The organism is uncultured Sphingomonas sp. (assembly GCF_913062585.1).
Taxonomy (GTDB): domain Bacteria; phylum Pseudomonadota; class Alphaproteobacteria; order Sphingomonadales; family Sphingomonadaceae; genus Sphingomonas.
Map to the genome: position 1 here is coordinate 1 of NZ_CAJXWX010000039.1, position 16,142 is coordinate 16,142.

Genomic DNA, 16,142 nt, shown 5'->3' on the forward strand with positions numbered 1-16,142 from the left:
AGATGTGTATAAGAGACAGGCCTGAGCGAAGTCGAAGGCCACGCTCGACGGCCGCCGCCGGGGCGTGCACTTCGACTTCGCTCAGTGCGAACGGAGGGGGGGATAGCCCTTTAGAACAACCGTTTCAGGCTCCGCTCCAGCATCAGCATCTGCCATAGCGTCCGCCCATGATCGGCGCGGCCCGCCCGATGGTCGGCGGCGATCCGACCCAGTTCGGCCAGCTGGAACCACCCCGTCTCGCGCAGCATTCCCGAATGCTCCAGCCGCGCGGCCTCATCGGCCAGCGCGCCGCGGAACCAGGCAGCGATCGGCGTGACGAAGCCCATTTTCGGGCGATAGAGGATGTCGCGCGGCAGGTAAGGCTCCAGCGCCTTCTTCATCAGCCACTTGCCCTGCCCGCCCCGCACCCGCATCGCGGCAGGCAGCTTCGCGGCATATTCGACCAGCCGGTGGTCGAGCAAAGGCTCGCGCGCCTCCAAGCCGACCGCCATCGACATGCGATCGGTCTTGGTCAGGATGTCGCCGGGCAGCCAGATCTTCATGTCGGCATATTGCGCGCGGTCGATCGCATCGCGCGCGGGCGCGTCGCGCATCGCGGCGATGTAGCGATCCTCGGCGCGGTGGCCGCCCAGCGCCGCCCGCGCCTCGGGCGAGAGAAGACGCGCGCGCAGGTCCGGCCCGGTCACGCCGACCGCCCGCGCATAAGCCTCCGCCCCGTCCATCCCCAGCGCCAGCAGCGTCGTCTTGGCGCGCAGGGGACGCGGCGCCCAGTCCGCCTTCGGATAGAGGCGACCCAGCGTCCCGAACATCCGGCCGCGAAGATCGGCCGGGAACAGCGCCCGCACCCGTTCCTCGCCCGCATAGAAGACATGACGACGATAGCCCGCTATCGCCTCGTCCGCGCCGTCCCCCGCCAGCGCGACCGTCACATGCTCGCGCGCCAGCTGGCACAGCCGATAGGTGGCCAGTGCGGAAGCATCGGCGAACGGCTCGTCGAAATGCCCGACCAGCGTGTCGATCAGCGAGAAGTCGTCGGCCCGCACGACCCGCTCGACATGATCCGTCGCAAAGCGCTGTGCGATGGTCCGGGCATAGCTGCGCTCGTCATGGCCGGCTTCCTCGAAACCGATGGTGCAGGTGCGCACGGCGCGCGGGGACGCCTCTGCCATCAGCGCGACGACGCCTGAGCTGTCGACCCCGCCCGACAGGAACGCGCCCAGCGGCACGTCGGCGACCATCCGGCTGGTCACGCCCTCACGCATCCGCGCCAGCAGCCCCTCGCCCAGCTGCGCTGCCGAGCCGCTCTCCCGGTCGGAGAAGTCGACATCCCACCAGCGGCGCGGCTGGGGCACCGGCCGCCCCCGCTCGATCAGCAGGAAATGGCCCGCGGCCAGCTTGTGGATGCCGCCCATGATGCTGGCATCGTCGGGCACATAACCCAGCGCCAGATAATCCTCGACCGCGCGGATGTCCGGGCGGCGGCGGAACAGCGGATGGGCCAGCACGCCCTTCATCTCGGAGGCGAAGGCGACCGCGCCATCGGGCAGTTCGGTCCAGTGGAGCGGTTTCACGCCCAGCCGGTCACGCGCCAGGAACAGCGCGCCCGCCTTCGCATCGTGGATGGCGAAGGCGAACATGCCGACCAGCCGGTCGAGCATCGCCGGGCCCCAATGGCGCCAGCCGTGCAGCAGCACCTCGGTATCGCCATCGGTACGGAAGACCGCCCCCTTGGCCTGCAATTCGGCGCGCAGATCGCGATAATTATAGATTTCGCCGTTGAAGCAGACCGCGACCTCGCCCTCCACCATCGGCTGGGGCGATCCGTCGACGTCGATGATCGACAGGCGGGCATGGGCGAAGCCCACGCCGGGCGCGGTCCATATCCCCTGACCATCCGGCCCGCGATGCGCCTGGACCGCGATCATCACGCGCAGTCGGGCGGGATCGACCGGCTTGGGCGTGGCGGGATGGAAGAGACCGGCGATGCCGCACATGGTCGGGTCAGCGCTGCCCGGTCAGGTGATCGGCGAACAGGTCGACGGGGCCGAGCGCGCGGACAAAGGCCTCGATCGCGCGGGGGTCGTCACCTTCGCTCGCCACATGCACGGCGACCGCCATCTGGCGCTGCCCCAGCAGCCGGGCCTTCATCGTCTCGATCTTCACGCGTCGCATATCCGGGGTCAGCGTATCGCCGATCCGGTACCAGGTCGCAACGTCGCGGTTCTGGCTCTGGCCATCGGGGCCGGTCGCCATGATCCGCATGGTGTCGCCGCCCGCGACCCGGCCGAGATCGGCGACGCGCAGCCACCGATCGGCGCCATGGATCACCCCCGTGCCGAACGCCCCCAGCTTGCCGCCCTCACGCTGACGCGAAAACACCGCCACCGCCAGGTCGACCTGATGTCCTTCGGCATCGCGGTAAGCCTGTTGCAACACCGCATCCGCGCCCGGATAATCGGGTCGCCAGATGCTTTGCGTCGGCACCATCGTCCATCCCGGCACTTGCGGCAGGACCAGTCGCGTCGGCAGCCACGCGGCGCGGTTCGCGGCGAAACCGCTCCAGCTGGGGAAGATCGCGGTAATCGCCACCGCCAGCATCGCCGCCAGCAGCGGGTCGATCCGGCGGCCCGGCATGGCCTGCAACCGCGCCGGATCGAAGGCGGGATCGTCGGGCGAGCGGTCGAAATAGCGCCATCCAATCGCCAGCACCGCCGCCATCACCAACGCGAAGAAGACCCAGCCGAAGACGATATGGTCGAACCCGCCCGCCACCTCGATCGAGGTCTTGTCGGCGGCGAAGATCGTGCCCCAGGCGCGGATGCCGTTGGCGATCACCGGCACGATCAGCGACACGATCATGAACACCGCCCGCCGCCAGGGCGAACGGAAACACAGATTGGCGACCAAAGTGGCGAAGGCGACCATGGCGAGGACGAATTTCGACCCCGAACAGGCCTCCGCCACCTCGAACCAATAGCGCCCGGCATGGATCAGCACGCCATCGGCCGAGGCGGGAATGCCAGTCCAGTCGAGCAGCGGCATGACGATCGACACGGTGATCTGCTGGAGCGGCTTCTCCAGCTCCGCACCGAAGGGCACCAGGAACCAGGCATAGCCGAGCGGAAAGAGCAGGCCGCGCGCGACCATGGGGCCGAGCAGCGTGACGACCAGCCCCTCCAGCGTGGCCACCAGCCCCAGCTGGCGGATCAGCGAGACCGTCGCCGCGTCGCCCAGTAGCCATAGAAAGCCGCCACCGGCGACCAGGATCAGCCCCGGCCACCAAGCGGTCGGAGTCAACTGCGACAGCTCGGCGCGGCGCTGCCACACCAGCCAGCCGACGACCGGGCCGATGAACAGGCAATGGCCATAGGTCGTGCTGGTCCACCAGATATCGACCAGATGCGTGGTATCGGCCCGGAACAACCAAAGGACCAGCAGCGCCGCCGCCGCCAGCAGCGCCAGATGCCAGGTCCAGCGCCCCGGCTTCATGCCACCCGCCCCCGATATACTCACGATGCGATATCCTTCAGCAACAGGTCGAGCGGCGCCAGCCGTGCCGCCCAATCATAGCGCGCCAGCACCCGCGCGCGCGCTTGAGGGTTGACGGCGGGGCCGTTCAGCGCCGCGATCACCCGGTCGGCGAAATCCCGGTCGTCGCCCGCCACGGCGATCGTGCCGCCATGGTCGATCCCTTCCGCCGCCGCAACCGACGCGACGATGGGCCGCGCCATCGCCATCGCCTCGAGCAGCTTGTTCTGGATACCCCGCGCCAGATCGAGCGGCGCGACGCAGACGGCGGCGCGGGCCAGCCAGCTCCGCGTATCCGGTACCTCGCCCGTCACGATCACTGCCTCGCCCGCCAGCCGCCGCACCGCCGCCGTCGGCGCGCGACCGACAATGGCGAAGCGGGCGTCGGGGCGGACCTGGCGGACCAGCGGCAGGATATGTTCGGCAAAGCGTGTGACCGCGTCGATATTGGGGCGATAGTCCATCTGCCCGGCGAATACGATCAGCGGTCCGTCATCGCCCGGCCCGTCAAAGGCGGCGGGATCGTAACGGCCAGCGTCGATACCGTTCTCGACCGCGATGATGCGACCTCCGCCGCCCCCTTCACGAAACAGCGCGGCCTCCACCTCGCTGACGAACAGGGTCGCGGCGACCGAGCGGGCGACCCGACGCTCATAGGCCCCGAGCAGCCGGGCTTCCCGCGCGTAAACGGCGCGCATCGGCCAGGCCGCCATGCGCCCGAGGCTGGCGAATTTGGCGGAGTCGACATCGACCATATCCATGATGGTCGGCTCGTGGCCGCGATACTGCGCCATCTGCCCCGAAAAGACATAGGTGGCCGCGACGGCATGGCGCGCGCGGACGTCGGCCACCGCCCCCCGCATGGCCGGATGCGCGAAGGCGGTCAGCGAGATCGGCTTGCCCGTTGCCAGCGCCTCGGCCGCCGCGACCGGCATCGACCTGGTCCGGCGGACGATGCGATGACTGGCCAGCCCCCGGGCAAGGTCCGGCGGCACCTGCTCCTCGCTGTCCTGCTCGGCAAAGGCGCAAAGATGGACACGCCAGTCGCGCATCAGATGGCGCAGGACGTGGTAGCTGCGGATCTTGTCGCCGCGATCGGGCGGGAACGGCGCGCGATGCGCCATGAACAGGAGGTCTCTCACCCCCGCCTCTCACCCCAGACCGCGTGCGATCGGCGGTCCGGCCAATCGCGCCGCCCAGACCGGCAGGCGCTTCCACACCGCGATCATCATTGCATATTTGGGATTGAGCGGATTGATCGTGCGCGGGCCATGGACGCTGCGGCTGGCATAGACGAGCGGACGCCCCTCGAAGCCCCAATTCTTCTTGAACGCCGCTGCGCCGGTGCCGACCTTGGACCGGCCGAAGTCGAAGCTGTGACAGCCCCGCGACCGGGCGTGGCGCATCAGCGCGAAATACATGAGGTCGTTGGCGCGCAGTCCCCGCGCCTCATGCGTGCCCCCGCCCCAATAGGGATAGACGACGCCGCCATGATAGAGGCTCAGCACGCTCGCCACCGCGCGGCCATTGGCCCGCACGGTCAGGATGTCGGCGTCCAGCCGCGCCATGGCCTCGCGGAACAGCCGCGCCGGAAAGACGGGGGTGCCGAGGTTGCGCACGGATTCGGCGTAGATGCGATAATGCTCCGCCAGCATCTTGGGATCGCGGCCCGTAACGACCTCCAGATCCTGCGCCAGCGCCTTGCGAAGCTCAGCCCGCTGCTTGCGGGGGATGGCCTTCATCTCGGCCTCGTCATCCGCCGCGATGGTCCGCACGAAACCCAGATAGCTGTCGGCATCCGGCGTCCAGCCATCGGGCACCGGCCCGCCGCGCAACTCGACCGACTCGATCCCCTTATCGCCCGCCAGCGCCCAGGCCGCTTCGGCGAGGGGCGCCACCCCGTCGCCCAGCACGCCGCCATCGACGCCGAAGCCGGTCGACACCATCGCCGCACCGAACAGCGGCGAGCGGATATCGCTGAGCGGCAACACGCCGATAATCGCGCCGTCCCGCTCCGCGACCAGATAATGCGCGCGCTGGCCGCAACCGTCCGCCCCCGCCAGCAGCCAGCCGGTACGGTGGAAAGGCGTGGTCCCCGGCTGGGCGTCGACAAAGGCGTCGATCCGCGCGCAGTCCTCGGCGCGCGCCAGATCGGCGACGCGGATCGTCGGCGCCGGCGCGGTCATGCCAGCCGCGCCGCTTCCTCGGCTGCGAGCTGGTCGACACGGCCCCAATCGTGACGGGTCAGCAGACCGCGCAGCTTGCCCGCCATCGCGCCCAACCGGCTATAATGCCGCACGCGCGAGCGCAGGGGCGCATTGCGGATGCGCGGCTGGTCGGGATCGACCTCCCAGGGGTGGAAATAGAAGATCGCGCCATGCGCGTCGCGCTGGACCTGCCCGACCGCGATATCGGTCAGCCGGGCGGGCAGCATCCGGAAGAAGCCGCCGCCGGTCGCCAGACGCCGCGCCCCGAACTGCGCCACCGTGACCGGCAATTCGATCAGCCCGGCATCGGCGAGCGGCCGCCAAGCGTAACGCGGCGACTCCGCCCAGCCATAATGGTCGTGGCGCAGCGGCGCGACGCTGGAGGAATAGCGATAGCCCGCCTCGGCCAGTACCGGATGCGCCCATGGCGTCCGTCGGTCGATCGAGAAACTCGGCGCGCGATAGCCGGTCACCGCCTGCCCGCCCGCATCCTCGATCGCCGCCTTGGCACGAGCCAGGTCGGCGCGAAACTGGTCGGCCGTCATGGTGAAGACGCGCTGATGGTCCCAGCCATGGCTCGCCATCTCATGGCCCGCATCGACGATACGACGGATCAGGCCGGGATGGCGATGCGCGACCCAGCCGAGCGTGAAGAAGGTCGCGCGCGTGCCCGTCTCTGCGAACAGCGCCAGGACGGCATCGGTATTGGCCTCGACCCGGCTGTCCAGCCGGTCCCAGTCGCTCTTGTCGATCGTACGCTCGAACGCGCCGACCTGAAACCATTCCTCGACATCGACCGACATGCCGTTGATCGGTCGCGGCCGCTGCGATCCCTCGCCCGCCAGGGGCTCAGGCGGCATGGCCCCACGCCCCCGGTCGGATCGTGGCGGCGGCGTCGCGGCGGGCCTCGCTGCGTCCATCGCGATTGTCGATCTCGGTCCAGTCGACCAACAGCGTCAGGACCCGGCGCAGCGCCGTCTCCTGCTGTTCCAGCCGCGCCTCGAGTTGCGCGACCCGGTCCTCCAGTGCGGCGGTGGACGATGCCGGGGTCGGCTTTTCCTGTACCGGCGGCTGTGCCGGCGCGGGCGCGGGGATCGGGCGCAGCGACACGGGCTCGGGCGCTGGCGGCGGCGCGACGACACGATGCGTGCCACGCGGCGTCTCCGCCCCCGGTGTGATACGGGTATGGGTGATCGGATGGGCAGGCTGGCCCGGCGCGGGCGCGGCATGGCCATTCACCCCAGAGCGCAGCGTGCCGCCCATCGGGAACGTCGCGGCGCCAAGCGTACCGGCACCGAAAAACGAACCGTTGCCCAGTGCGACCGGGGTTTCGGGGGGAGCAGGCTGCGTGGGAACGGCGGCGGGTGCCGGCTGGGCATGGTCCGCCGTCCTGTCGCCGCCCATATCCGCGGCCATGTCGGCGGCGACGCTTTCGACCGTCGCCTGACCGATCAGTTCGACGCCTTCGATCGCGGCCTGCAGCAGGACACGGCCCGCCAGCACGTTCAGGCGGCGCGGCACGCCCCCCGATGCGGCATAGAGCGCGTCAAAGGCATCGGCGGCGAAATCGGGGCGGCCCGTCCAGCCGGCAACGGCCAGGCGGTGCGCGATGTAATCGGGAACCTCCTCGGGATCCATCGGGTCGAGGTGATGGATGGCGATGATGCGCTGGCGCAGCTGCTCGACAGCGGCCGAGCCCAGCAGGCGCTCGCGAAATTCGGGCTGCCCGACCAGCAGGATCTGGAGCAGCGCATGGCCCCCCGCCTGGAAGTTGGACAACATCCGCAGTTCCTCGAGCGAGGCGAGCGGCAGCGCCTGCGCCTCGTCGACGATCAGCAGGATGCGGCGGCCATCACGCGCGACGCCGTGCAGCGCCCGCTCGATCGCGCCGAGCAGCGCGGCCTTGGTCAGGCCCTGCGCATCGACGCCGAGCTGCCCCGCCACGACGCGCAGCAGGTCATGCGGCTCGATCGCGGTCGACACGATATGCAGGACGCGCAGGCGACGCGTGTCGAGCGTCTCGACCAGATGGCCGACCAACGTCGTCTTGCCCGCACCGACATCGCCGGTGATGACGATGAAGCCCTCGCCCTGCGCCAGGCCATAGCCCAGATAGGCCATCGCCTTGCCATGCGTGGCCGTCTGGAACCAGAAACGCGGGTCCGGCGTCAGTTGAAACGGGCGTTCGCCCAGACCGAAATGGGTCTCGTACATTATCGTGCCTTTCGGCCGGTCAGAATTGGTACCGCGCGGCGACCAGGGCCTGCGCCGACAGCGCGTTGCTCAGGTCCCCGACCGAATAGTGGTACAATCCAACCGACGCGGTTGTTCCGAGCCGACCGAAGTTGCGGTAATAGCTGGCGGTCGTTCCCAGCGACACCACGTCCTCGGCACCCGCCAGCCTAGAGGCATAATAGTTAACGAAGCCATTCACGTTAAGCCCCGAATTCGGACCGAACGCTTTCCCCAGGAAAATCTGCGCGTAATAGCTTTCGTCCTCGGCGCCATAGACGATGATGCCGGGCGCCGTGTCGGGCGCAAAGAGCCGCCGGTTGGAATAGCCCAGCCCGAAGCCCAGTGTGGTGCGTCCCTGCGAGACGGTCATCGTCGCATCCACACCCCGCGCGCGATAGACCGAGGTCTGGACCGATTGCAGCACATCGTTCAGGCATCCGCCCGGCGTCGTGCCGCTGGCCGAAAAGACGCACCCGTTGAATTGCTGCCCAAAGGCGTCGCGCGTCTCGACGAAATTGGTCGGCAGGTTGGACAGCCCGTTGTTGAGCTGGCGACCGAAGGTCTGGACACCGTCGTAGAGCGACGCCTGCAGCACGATGCTGCGCGACGCCTGATAGCGCGCGCGCCCGGTCACGCTGAACGAACCGTAACGCTCGCCGACATGCCCCTCCACCGAGGTCCGGCGATTGGGCCGCCAGATTACGCCCGCGTCGTAATAGACGCCTTCGGTATGATAGGCGATGCGGCGCTGGCCATTGGGATCGGTGACGAAGCGGCCGCGATCGTCGAAGACGGGGCGGCCATTCGCGTCGAGCTTGGCATCGCGCTGGCTCGACTCGATCTTTTCATACCCCACCCCGGCGGTCAGCGCGACGTAAGGCGAGATGGGCTTGAGCACGTCGCCGCGCACGAACCAGCCCTCGTAACGCTGCGACAACTGTCCCGCATCGTCGCGGTTATAGGCGGTGTTCAGCGACACGCCGACCGGCAGGATCGCACCCGGCCGCGCGGTCGCGCCGACCGAAGCGACCTGGTTCACGCTGTCGCTGAAATAGTCCAGGCGCGGCTGACCGGCCGCCAGCCCGCCATAACCCGGCGTCTCCGCCCGGGTATAGCCCAGTCGGTAATTCGCGCCGATCTGCACCGGCCCCGCATTCGTCGTCAGCGAAGGGCCGACATAGGCCGTATAGACCTGCGAGATGTTGCCGACATTGCCGACCAGGACGCCCGGCGCCGCGCCGCGAATGTCCGCACGCGCCCGCGTCGCCAGCGCGCCGCCGTCGATCGTAAGTTCGGGCGTCACGCGGTAAGAGCCACGCGCCAGGCCGCTATGGATGTCGCCGCTCCCCGCCCGGTCGCCCCAGCCGATGCGGTGCTCGTAGCGATAGCTGATCTGCCCCTGCGCCCGCGCGGTCTGCACCTGCGCGTTCACGCCCGCGGCCAGCGTGGTGTAGGTGACCGCATCGCCGCTGTTCAGATCGGCGTTCAGGATCTGCCCGACCTCGACATAGGGGCTGATCCGGGCGCGCGGCTGGCCCGCTGGCGCGGTGGGATTGCTATCCTGCGCGGCGACGGGCTGTGTCGGCGCCGGCGCCGAGCTGGCACCGCCCAGCGCCTGTGCACCCAGCGCCGACGGCCACGCCGCCAGCGCCCAGGCGGCGCCGATCAGGACGGGCCGCCCCATCGTCATTTGCCCGGGTCCTTGCCGTAACCGCCATAATAGCCGAACCGGCGGCTGCCTGGCACGAAGGCGACGCTGTTCAGGACCAGCTGGATATGCTCGCACGCATCGAGCAGCGCGATCGCGGCCGAGACTTCGCTTTCGGGCGTGCGGTCGGCGCGGACCACCATCATCACCTGCCCCGCCAGCATGGCGAGGACCGAGGCGGACGAGGCCGCGAGCGCGGGCGGCGAATCGAAGATGACCAGACGGCGGGGATTGGCGGACAATAGCCGCTGCAACACATCGCGGGTGCGCGCGGAGGCCAGCAGCTCGGTATCGCTCGCCGTCTTCGTGCCGCAGGGCAGGACCGACAGATGCGGGACGTCGGTCGGCATCACCAGCGACTCCACGTCGATGCTGGCATCGTCCAGCGCGTCGAGCAGCCCCGGCCCCTCGTTCAGGCCCAGGCGGCCCAGAACGTCGGGCTTGGCGACATCGGCATCGACCAGCAGCACCTCGGTATCGCGCTCGGCCGCCATCGACAGCGCCAGGTTGACCGAACAGAAGGTCTTGCCGTCCTGCGGTCGCGCCGAACAGACCAGCACGACCCGCGCCTTGTCCTCGTCACCGCCCGCGACCAGCCGCTGGCTGGTGATGATCAGCTGTCGCTTGACCAGCCGGAACTCCTCGGCCAGCGGCCCGATCGGCGCGCCGGGCACGATCATGCCGTTTTCCGCCAGCATCGCCCGGTCCACCCGCGCGACATCGGACTGGCCCGGATCATACTCGCTCGCCAGAAACGCGTCGTCGTCGGCCGAGGCCAGGAATTCAGCCGGAATGGCGCTGAGCGAGGCGGGTGGTTCCGCGTCCAGAGCGGGCGCCAGCGTCGGTTCGGCGGGCGCGAAGGCATCGGGCCGTGGCGGCGCGGGCGGCGGCGTCCATCGGCGCGGGCGCTCGGCGACCGGCTCCTCAGGCGCAGGCGCAGGTGCGACGTCTTCCGGTCCACGCGTATAGGACTGGAAGTCGTACACGTTCGCCGCACGTTCGAGCAGCGACGGTTCCCGACGGGGTTTAGGGGGTTTCACGCTCCTGTTCACGCGGCCATTCCCCGTTGCAATAGCTCGATCGCGACGACCATCCCATAGGCCGCGCCCAGGGCCGCCGTCCCGCCAAGGAACAGTTTCAGCCGCTGCGTACGGGTCGCCGCCTGTCCGCGCGTCACGACCTCCCCGATCGAACCGATCACCGGCAGGCCCATCGTGCGCTGCAACGACTGGGGCGTGGTGAAGGTCTGGCGCAGCTTGGAGAGCGCAAAGGCCGACCCGACGCCCAGGCCCAGCCCCGCCAGGAACACGCCGGTCAGCAGGAGCATCCTATTGGGTGCGGAGGGTGCACGCGGATAGGTGGGCGGGTCGATCACGCTGAAACGCATCGAGTCGGTCTGGTTCTGCGCCTGTCCGCGCAGGGCGACCTGCTCGCGCTGGCGAAGCAGTTGGTCGTAGCTGTCCTTGAGCACCTGGTAATCCCGGTCGATCGCCCCCTGCTGCGCCGCCGCTTCGGGATCGGTGGCGAGACTGGCGTTCAGCCGGTCGAGATCGTTCTGCAACTGGCTCTTGCGCATCTTCAGGCTGGCGAGTTGCGACTGTTTCTCCGCCGCCATCGACTGGAGCGACATGTAGAGCGGATTGGGTTGTCCCCCGACACCGCCCCCGGCGGGTTCGGCCTTCACCGCCGCCTGGGCCGCCGCCAGCTGGCTCTTCAATGCGATGACGTCGGGGTGGTTCTCGGTATAGCCGCGCGCACGGGCATCGGCGAGCTGGCCCTGGATCGCCGCCAGGCGCGCGCGCGCCGGACTGACGGCGATGCCGCCGCCTTCGCTGACGGTACGCGGCGTGCCCGCCAGCTGGCCCTGCACCGCCGCGACACTCGACTGGGCGGCGGCCAGGTCGCTGTCCACCTGCGCCATTTGCGAGCGGGCCAGGCCGATCCGGTCGGCGACCGATCCGCTGCCGGGCAGGCCGCCCATGAACTGGTTCTGATACTGGGCGCGCTTGGCCTCGGCGATCTGCAGCTGTTTCTGGCGGTCGTTCAGCTGCTTGTCGAGGAAGGTCAGGCTCTGGTTCGTGTTGTTGCGATCGCCCGACAGGTTGGATTCGACGAAGATGTCGATCAGCTTCTGCGCCACCTGCTGCGCCAGCTTGGGGCTCGATTGGGTGACGGTCAGCTGGAAGATCGTGTCCTGCTGGTTCTCGATCTTGATCGCCTGGGCCAGCTGCGCGACGCGCGCGGCGACATCGGCGTCGTTCGACACGGTACTGGCCAAGTCGGTGCCGCGCACCACCTTTTGCAGGTTGATCGCCGAGATCAGCGTCTGGCGCACCTGGTCGACCGAGCTGGACGATCCGCCCGCACCGGCGGCCATGCCGTCGGGCAGGATCTGTGTATTCTGGACCGCGATGCGCGCGCGCGATTCATATTTGCTGGGGATCTGGGCGACGAACAGCCAGCCCAGGATGCACACCGTCCACGCCACCACCAGCGCCAGCCAGCGCCGGATCCATATGGCGTGGATCGCGATCCGGATCTCGTCCTGAATGCTCGACACCCCGGCGCGCCTCAGAACATCGATTCGGGGATGATGATGACGTCGCCCGGCTCCAGCCGGACATTGGCCGACGAATCGCCCTTGCGCAGCAGATCGTTGATCTGGAGCGCATATTCGCGCTGCTTGCCGGTATCGCGATCGGTGCGGACCAGCTTGGCCTTGTTGCCCGCTGCGAACTGGTTGAGCCCGCCCACCGCGATCATCGCGTCGAGCAGCGTCATGTTGGCGCGGTAGGGGATGTTGGCGGGCCGCTCGGTCGCACCGACGATGCGCACCTGCTGGCTATAGGTGCCGGAGAAATTCTCGACGATCACCGACACGATCGGGTTGGAGACATATTCCGACAGCGCCTTCTTCATGTCGTCGGCCAACATCGCGGGCGTCTTGCCGACGGCGGGCATGTCGTTGACCAGCGGCGTGGTGATCCGGCCGTCGGGACGCACCTGCACCTTGGTCGACAGGTCGGGATTGCGCCAGACGAAGATGTTGAGTGTGTCGAGCGGGCCGATGACATATTCCTCGCCCGGCTGCTCCTTGCGCGCGACGAAGCCGGCCGAGGGCAGTTCGGGCTTGGCCGGGCCGGTCGAACAGGCGGTCAGCGTCGAGGCGATGAGGCCTGCGAGCAAGAGAGGGCGGGCGAACGATGCCATGCGAACGAATCTCCTGAGCCCGTCGCCCCCCAGGATACGGAGACAAAAGGCAAATTGCGCATCGTCGTTATGCCGCCCAAGAGGTGAACATAGCGTTATGCTGGCCCGCCCTCGCCCAGAACTTCATCGGCGGGGGGATGGCCCAGAAACGCCGCCGGGCTGGCCGTGGCGCCATAGGCGCCCGCGAGGAAGATCGCGACGATATCGCCCGGCGCGGCGGGGGGCAGCGCGACCCGGTCGCCCAGCCGGTCCAGCGGCGTGCAGAGCGGCCCCACCACCGACACCGTCTCCACCGCCTCCGCCCCCATCGCGTGCGCGCCCATCGCATGCGCCAGTGCCAGCGGATAGTTGCGCCGCACGACCGTGCCGAAATTGCCGCTCGCCGCCAGTTGATGGTTTAGCCCGCCGTCGAGGATCAGGAAACGCTCGCCCCCGCTGTCCTTCCGGTCAATCACCCGCGCCAGATAGACGCCCGCCTCCGCGACCAGCCAGCGGCCAAGTTCGATCGCGAAATGGCTGTCGGTGAGGATCGCCGGGCGCTCGACAAGGGCACGTTCGAGCGCCGCGCCCACCGTCTCGATGTCCAGCGCCTTGTCGCCCGCGAAATAGGGCACGCCGAACCCGCCGCCCAGATTGACCAGCGGCGGCGCATGACCGACCTCTTCGGCCAGTCGCGCGGCAAGCGCGATGGTGGCGGCCTGCGTGTCGATGATCGCCTGCGGGTCGAGCGCCTGGCTGCCCGCATAGATATGAAAGCCGCGCCAGTCCGCCTCCGCCGCGATCAGCTGGCGGACCAGCGCGGGCACGCGCTCGGCGTCGATGCCGAAGGGCGATGGCCGTCCGCCCATTTTCATCCCCGATCCGCGCAGCTCGACATCGGGGTTCACCCGCACCGCGAGGCGCGGCGTCCGACCCAGCCGTTCGGCGATGGCGAGCGCGCGGGTCGCCTCGCCCTCCGACTCCAGGTTGATCGTGACGCCCGCCTCGATCGCGGCGGTCAGTTCCGCATCGCGCTTGCCGGGCCCCGCAAAACTGACCGGTTTGCTCAGCCCGATGACCTTGGCCAATTCCCCCGCCGAGGCGACGTCGAAGCCGTCGACCAGTCCCGCCATGACGCCCAACAGGGGCACGAAGGGATTGGCCTTGATCGCATAATGAAGGTCGATCGACGGAAAGGCCGCGCGAAACCGCGCCACGCGCGCCGCCAAGATGGCGGGATCATAGACGAACAGCGGCCCGTCGCGGCCGTCCATCCAATCGGCCGCGCTCCGCCCTGCGATCGTCAGCGCGCCCCGCTGTCCGGCATATTCGGGCGGGATCGGGCCCATCGGCTTGGTCATGTCACATCCTTGTCGGCCAGCACCCGGCGCAGCGCGGCGCGGTCCAGCTTGCCATTGGCGTTGCGCGGCAATTCCTCGCGCCAGTCCACGCGCGCGGGCTGCATGAAATTGGGCAGGTCGCGCTTCAAGCGGGCCCGCAGGTCCGGCTCGCGGGCCGGATCGCCCGCCAGGATCAGGACGATCGCCTGCCCCTGCCCCTCGTCCGCAATGCCGAAGGCGACCGCCTCGCGCGCCTCGCCGCCGGAGAGCACGGCCTCTTCGATCTCCTGCGGGCTGATGCGGTTGCCCGCGACCTTGATCATCTCGTCATCGCGGCCGACGAAGCGCAGCAGTCCGTCCGCGCCCTCGACCACCGTATCGCCCGACCAGACCGCCCGCTCATGCCCTGGCGCGGGGCGGAAGCGCTGCGCGGTCCGCTCGGCATCGCGCCAATAGCCCTGCGCGACCAGCGGTCCGGCATGGACCAGCTCGCCCGGCTCCCCCGGCCCGGCGCGGCTGCCGTCGGGGCGCAGCACCATCACCTCGGCAAAGGGAATGGCGCGGCCGATGGCGTCGGGATTCGCGTCGATCAGCGCGGGATCGAGATAGGTCGAACGGAACGCCTCGGTCAGACCGTACATGGCGTAGAGGTCCGCGGCCGGAAACAAGGCCCGCAACCCCCGGACCAGCCTCGGCGTCAGCGCGCCCCCCGAATTGGTCAGTCGCCGGATCGAGGCGACCGCTTCGGGCGGCCAGTCCGCACCCAGCAGCTGCGTCCAGAGCGGCGGGACCCCCGCCAGCGTCGTCGCGCCGTGCCGGACCACCGCCTTCACCACATCGCGCGGGGTCAGATAATCGAGCGGCGCGACCGCGCCCCCCGCGACCCAGGTCGAGAGAAGCTGGTTCTGCCCATAATCGAAGCTGAAGGGCAGCACGCCCAACACGCGGTCGTCGGGCGCCAGCTTCAGATAGGCCGCCACCGCCACCGCGCCGTACCAGAGATTGGCGTGGCTCAGCATCACCCCCTTGGGGCGGCCGGTCGATCCCGATGTATAGAGGATCGCCGCCAGCGCATCCGTATCCACCGCCGACCGGGGCAGCGGATCGCCCTGCCCCGCCTCGACGGTCAGGGCCACGTCGTGGGGCACGTCCCCCTCCTCTAGCGTCGCAGCGCGTGGGGGATGGGTCAGCAGCATCGAAGCGCCGCTGTCCGCCAGGATATGCGCGACCTGTGCGCGCTTGAGCAGCGGATTGACCGGCACATGCACCAGCCCCGCACGCGGCGCGGCGAGCGGCATCAACGCGGCGATACGGGTCTTGGGCAACCATGTCGCGACCCGCGCGCCGGGCGCGAAACGCTGCGCCGCGAGCCACCCGGCCAGCCGCGCCACCGCCTCCTCGGTCTGCGCATAGGTCAAACCGCCCTCGCGATCGAGCAGCGCCGGAGCGTCCGCCGCCCCGCGCAGAACATGGTCGATCGGATAAGCGGTCGGATCGAGGGTCATCGGGTCATCTACAGGGGGGCGTGCCACAAAGTCGAGCGCCCCAAGCGCCCCCTCCCGCAAGCGGGAGGGGCTGGGGGAGGGCCTGGGTCTCCGGCGGTGTCCTCGAATCCGGCACCCCAATCCAGGACTCGCGCCAGGCGACCGACTGCCCGGAGTTGCTGACCGCGTCCCCTCCCCCAACCCCCTCCCGCCTGCGGGAGGGGGCTTCCCACGCCGCGCCATACTTATTTCTTCCCCCCTCCCGCAGGCGGGAGGGGTCGGGGGAGGGCCTGGGTCCCCGGCGGGGCCCTCGAATCCGACACCCCAATCCCGGACCGGCACGAGGCGACCGATCGCCCGGATTTACTGACCGGGCCCCCTCCCCCAACCCTGTCTCTTATACACATCTGACGCTGCCGACGAATAGAGAGGTGTAGATCTCGGTGGTCGC

Annotated in this window: 12 protein-coding genes; all 12 read right to left on the bottom strand. The window is 69.2% G+C overall.

All coding sequences use genetic code 11. From position 1 onward, the window contains the following. Positions 1-110: 110 nt before the first annotated feature. The 12 genes from QZ546_RS17240 to QZ546_RS17295 all read right to left on the bottom strand — a co-directional run bounded on the left by QZ546_RS17240 (position 111) and on the right by QZ546_RS17295 (position 15,712). Complete coding sequence (locus QZ546_RS17240; protein WP_294240360.1) at positions 111-1,994, bottom strand: XrtA/PEP-CTERM system amidotransferase; 1,884 nt, start codon at positions 1,992-1,994, stop codon at positions 111-113. 7 nt (positions 1,995-2,001) lie between these two features. Further along, positions 2,002-3,513 carry an exosortase A gene (gene xrtA / locus QZ546_RS17245; protein ID WP_294240365.1) on the bottom strand — a complete coding sequence of 504 codons (1,512 nt, stop codon included), beginning with the start codon at positions 3,511-3,513 and terminating at the stop codon, positions 2,002-2,004. Then, complete coding sequence (locus tag QZ546_RS17250) at positions 3,510-4,670, bottom strand: TIGR03087 family PEP-CTERM/XrtA system glycosyltransferase (RefSeq protein ID WP_294240368.1); 1,161 nt, start codon at positions 4,668-4,670, stop codon at positions 3,510-3,512. Before QZ546_RS17250 ends, xrtA begins: the two co-directional genes overlap by 4 nt. 9 nt (positions 4,671-4,679) lie before the next feature. Further along, a complete protein-coding gene (locus tag QZ546_RS17255) occupies positions 4,680-5,714 on the bottom strand; it encodes a FemAB family XrtA/PEP-CTERM system-associated protein (protein ID WP_294240371.1) in 1,035 nt (344 codons plus the stop codon). Further along, positions 5,711-6,595 carry an XrtA system polysaccharide deacetylase gene (locus QZ546_RS17260; RefSeq protein WP_294240372.1) on the bottom strand — a complete coding sequence of 295 codons (885 nt, stop codon included), beginning with the start codon at positions 6,593-6,595 and terminating at the stop codon, positions 5,711-5,713. Before QZ546_RS17260 ends, QZ546_RS17255 begins: the two co-directional genes overlap by 4 nt. Next, positions 6,585-7,949 (bottom strand): AAA family ATPase, encoded by a 1,365-nt coding sequence (locus QZ546_RS17265; protein ID WP_294240375.1) that lies wholly within the window; start codon positions 7,947-7,949, stop codon positions 6,585-6,587. Before QZ546_RS17265 ends, QZ546_RS17260 begins: the two co-directional genes overlap by 11 nt. Before the next feature lie 19 nt (positions 7,950-7,968). After that, entirely contained in the window at positions 7,969-9,660 is a 1,692-nt protein-coding gene (locus QZ546_RS17270; protein WP_294240376.1) for a hypothetical protein, read from the bottom strand. Further along, positions 9,657-10,718 carry an AAA family ATPase gene (locus QZ546_RS17275; protein ID WP_294240379.1) on the bottom strand — a complete coding sequence of 354 codons (1,062 nt, stop codon included), beginning with the start codon at positions 10,716-10,718 and terminating at the stop codon, positions 9,657-9,659. Before QZ546_RS17275 ends, QZ546_RS17270 begins: the two co-directional genes overlap by 4 nt. Positions 10,719-10,726: 8 nt before the next feature. Continuing rightward, positions 10,727-12,238 carry an XrtA system polysaccharide chain length determinant gene (locus QZ546_RS17280; protein ID WP_294240382.1) on the bottom strand — a complete coding sequence of 504 codons (1,512 nt, stop codon included), beginning with the start codon at positions 12,236-12,238 and terminating at the stop codon, positions 10,727-10,729. Positions 12,239-12,249: 11 nt separating this feature from the next. Continuing rightward, on the bottom strand, positions 12,250-12,888 hold the full coding sequence (locus QZ546_RS17285; protein ID WP_294240384.1) for an XrtA/PEP-CTERM system exopolysaccharide export protein: 639 nt from the start codon (positions 12,886-12,888) through the stop codon (positions 12,250-12,252). Between the two features lie 95 nt (positions 12,889-12,983). Continuing rightward, a complete protein-coding gene (locus QZ546_RS17290) occupies positions 12,984-14,228 on the bottom strand; it encodes a pyridoxal-dependent decarboxylase, exosortase A system-associated (RefSeq protein ID WP_294240387.1) in 1,245 nt (414 codons plus the stop codon). Continuing rightward, the gene (locus QZ546_RS17295) at positions 14,225-15,712 is read right to left on the bottom strand and encodes an AMP-binding protein (RefSeq protein WP_294240390.1); all 1,488 of its coding nucleotides are present in this window, start codon (positions 15,710-15,712) and stop codon (positions 14,225-14,227) included. Before QZ546_RS17295 ends, QZ546_RS17290 begins: the two co-directional genes overlap by 4 nt. Positions 15,713-16,142: the final 430 nt, after the last annotated feature.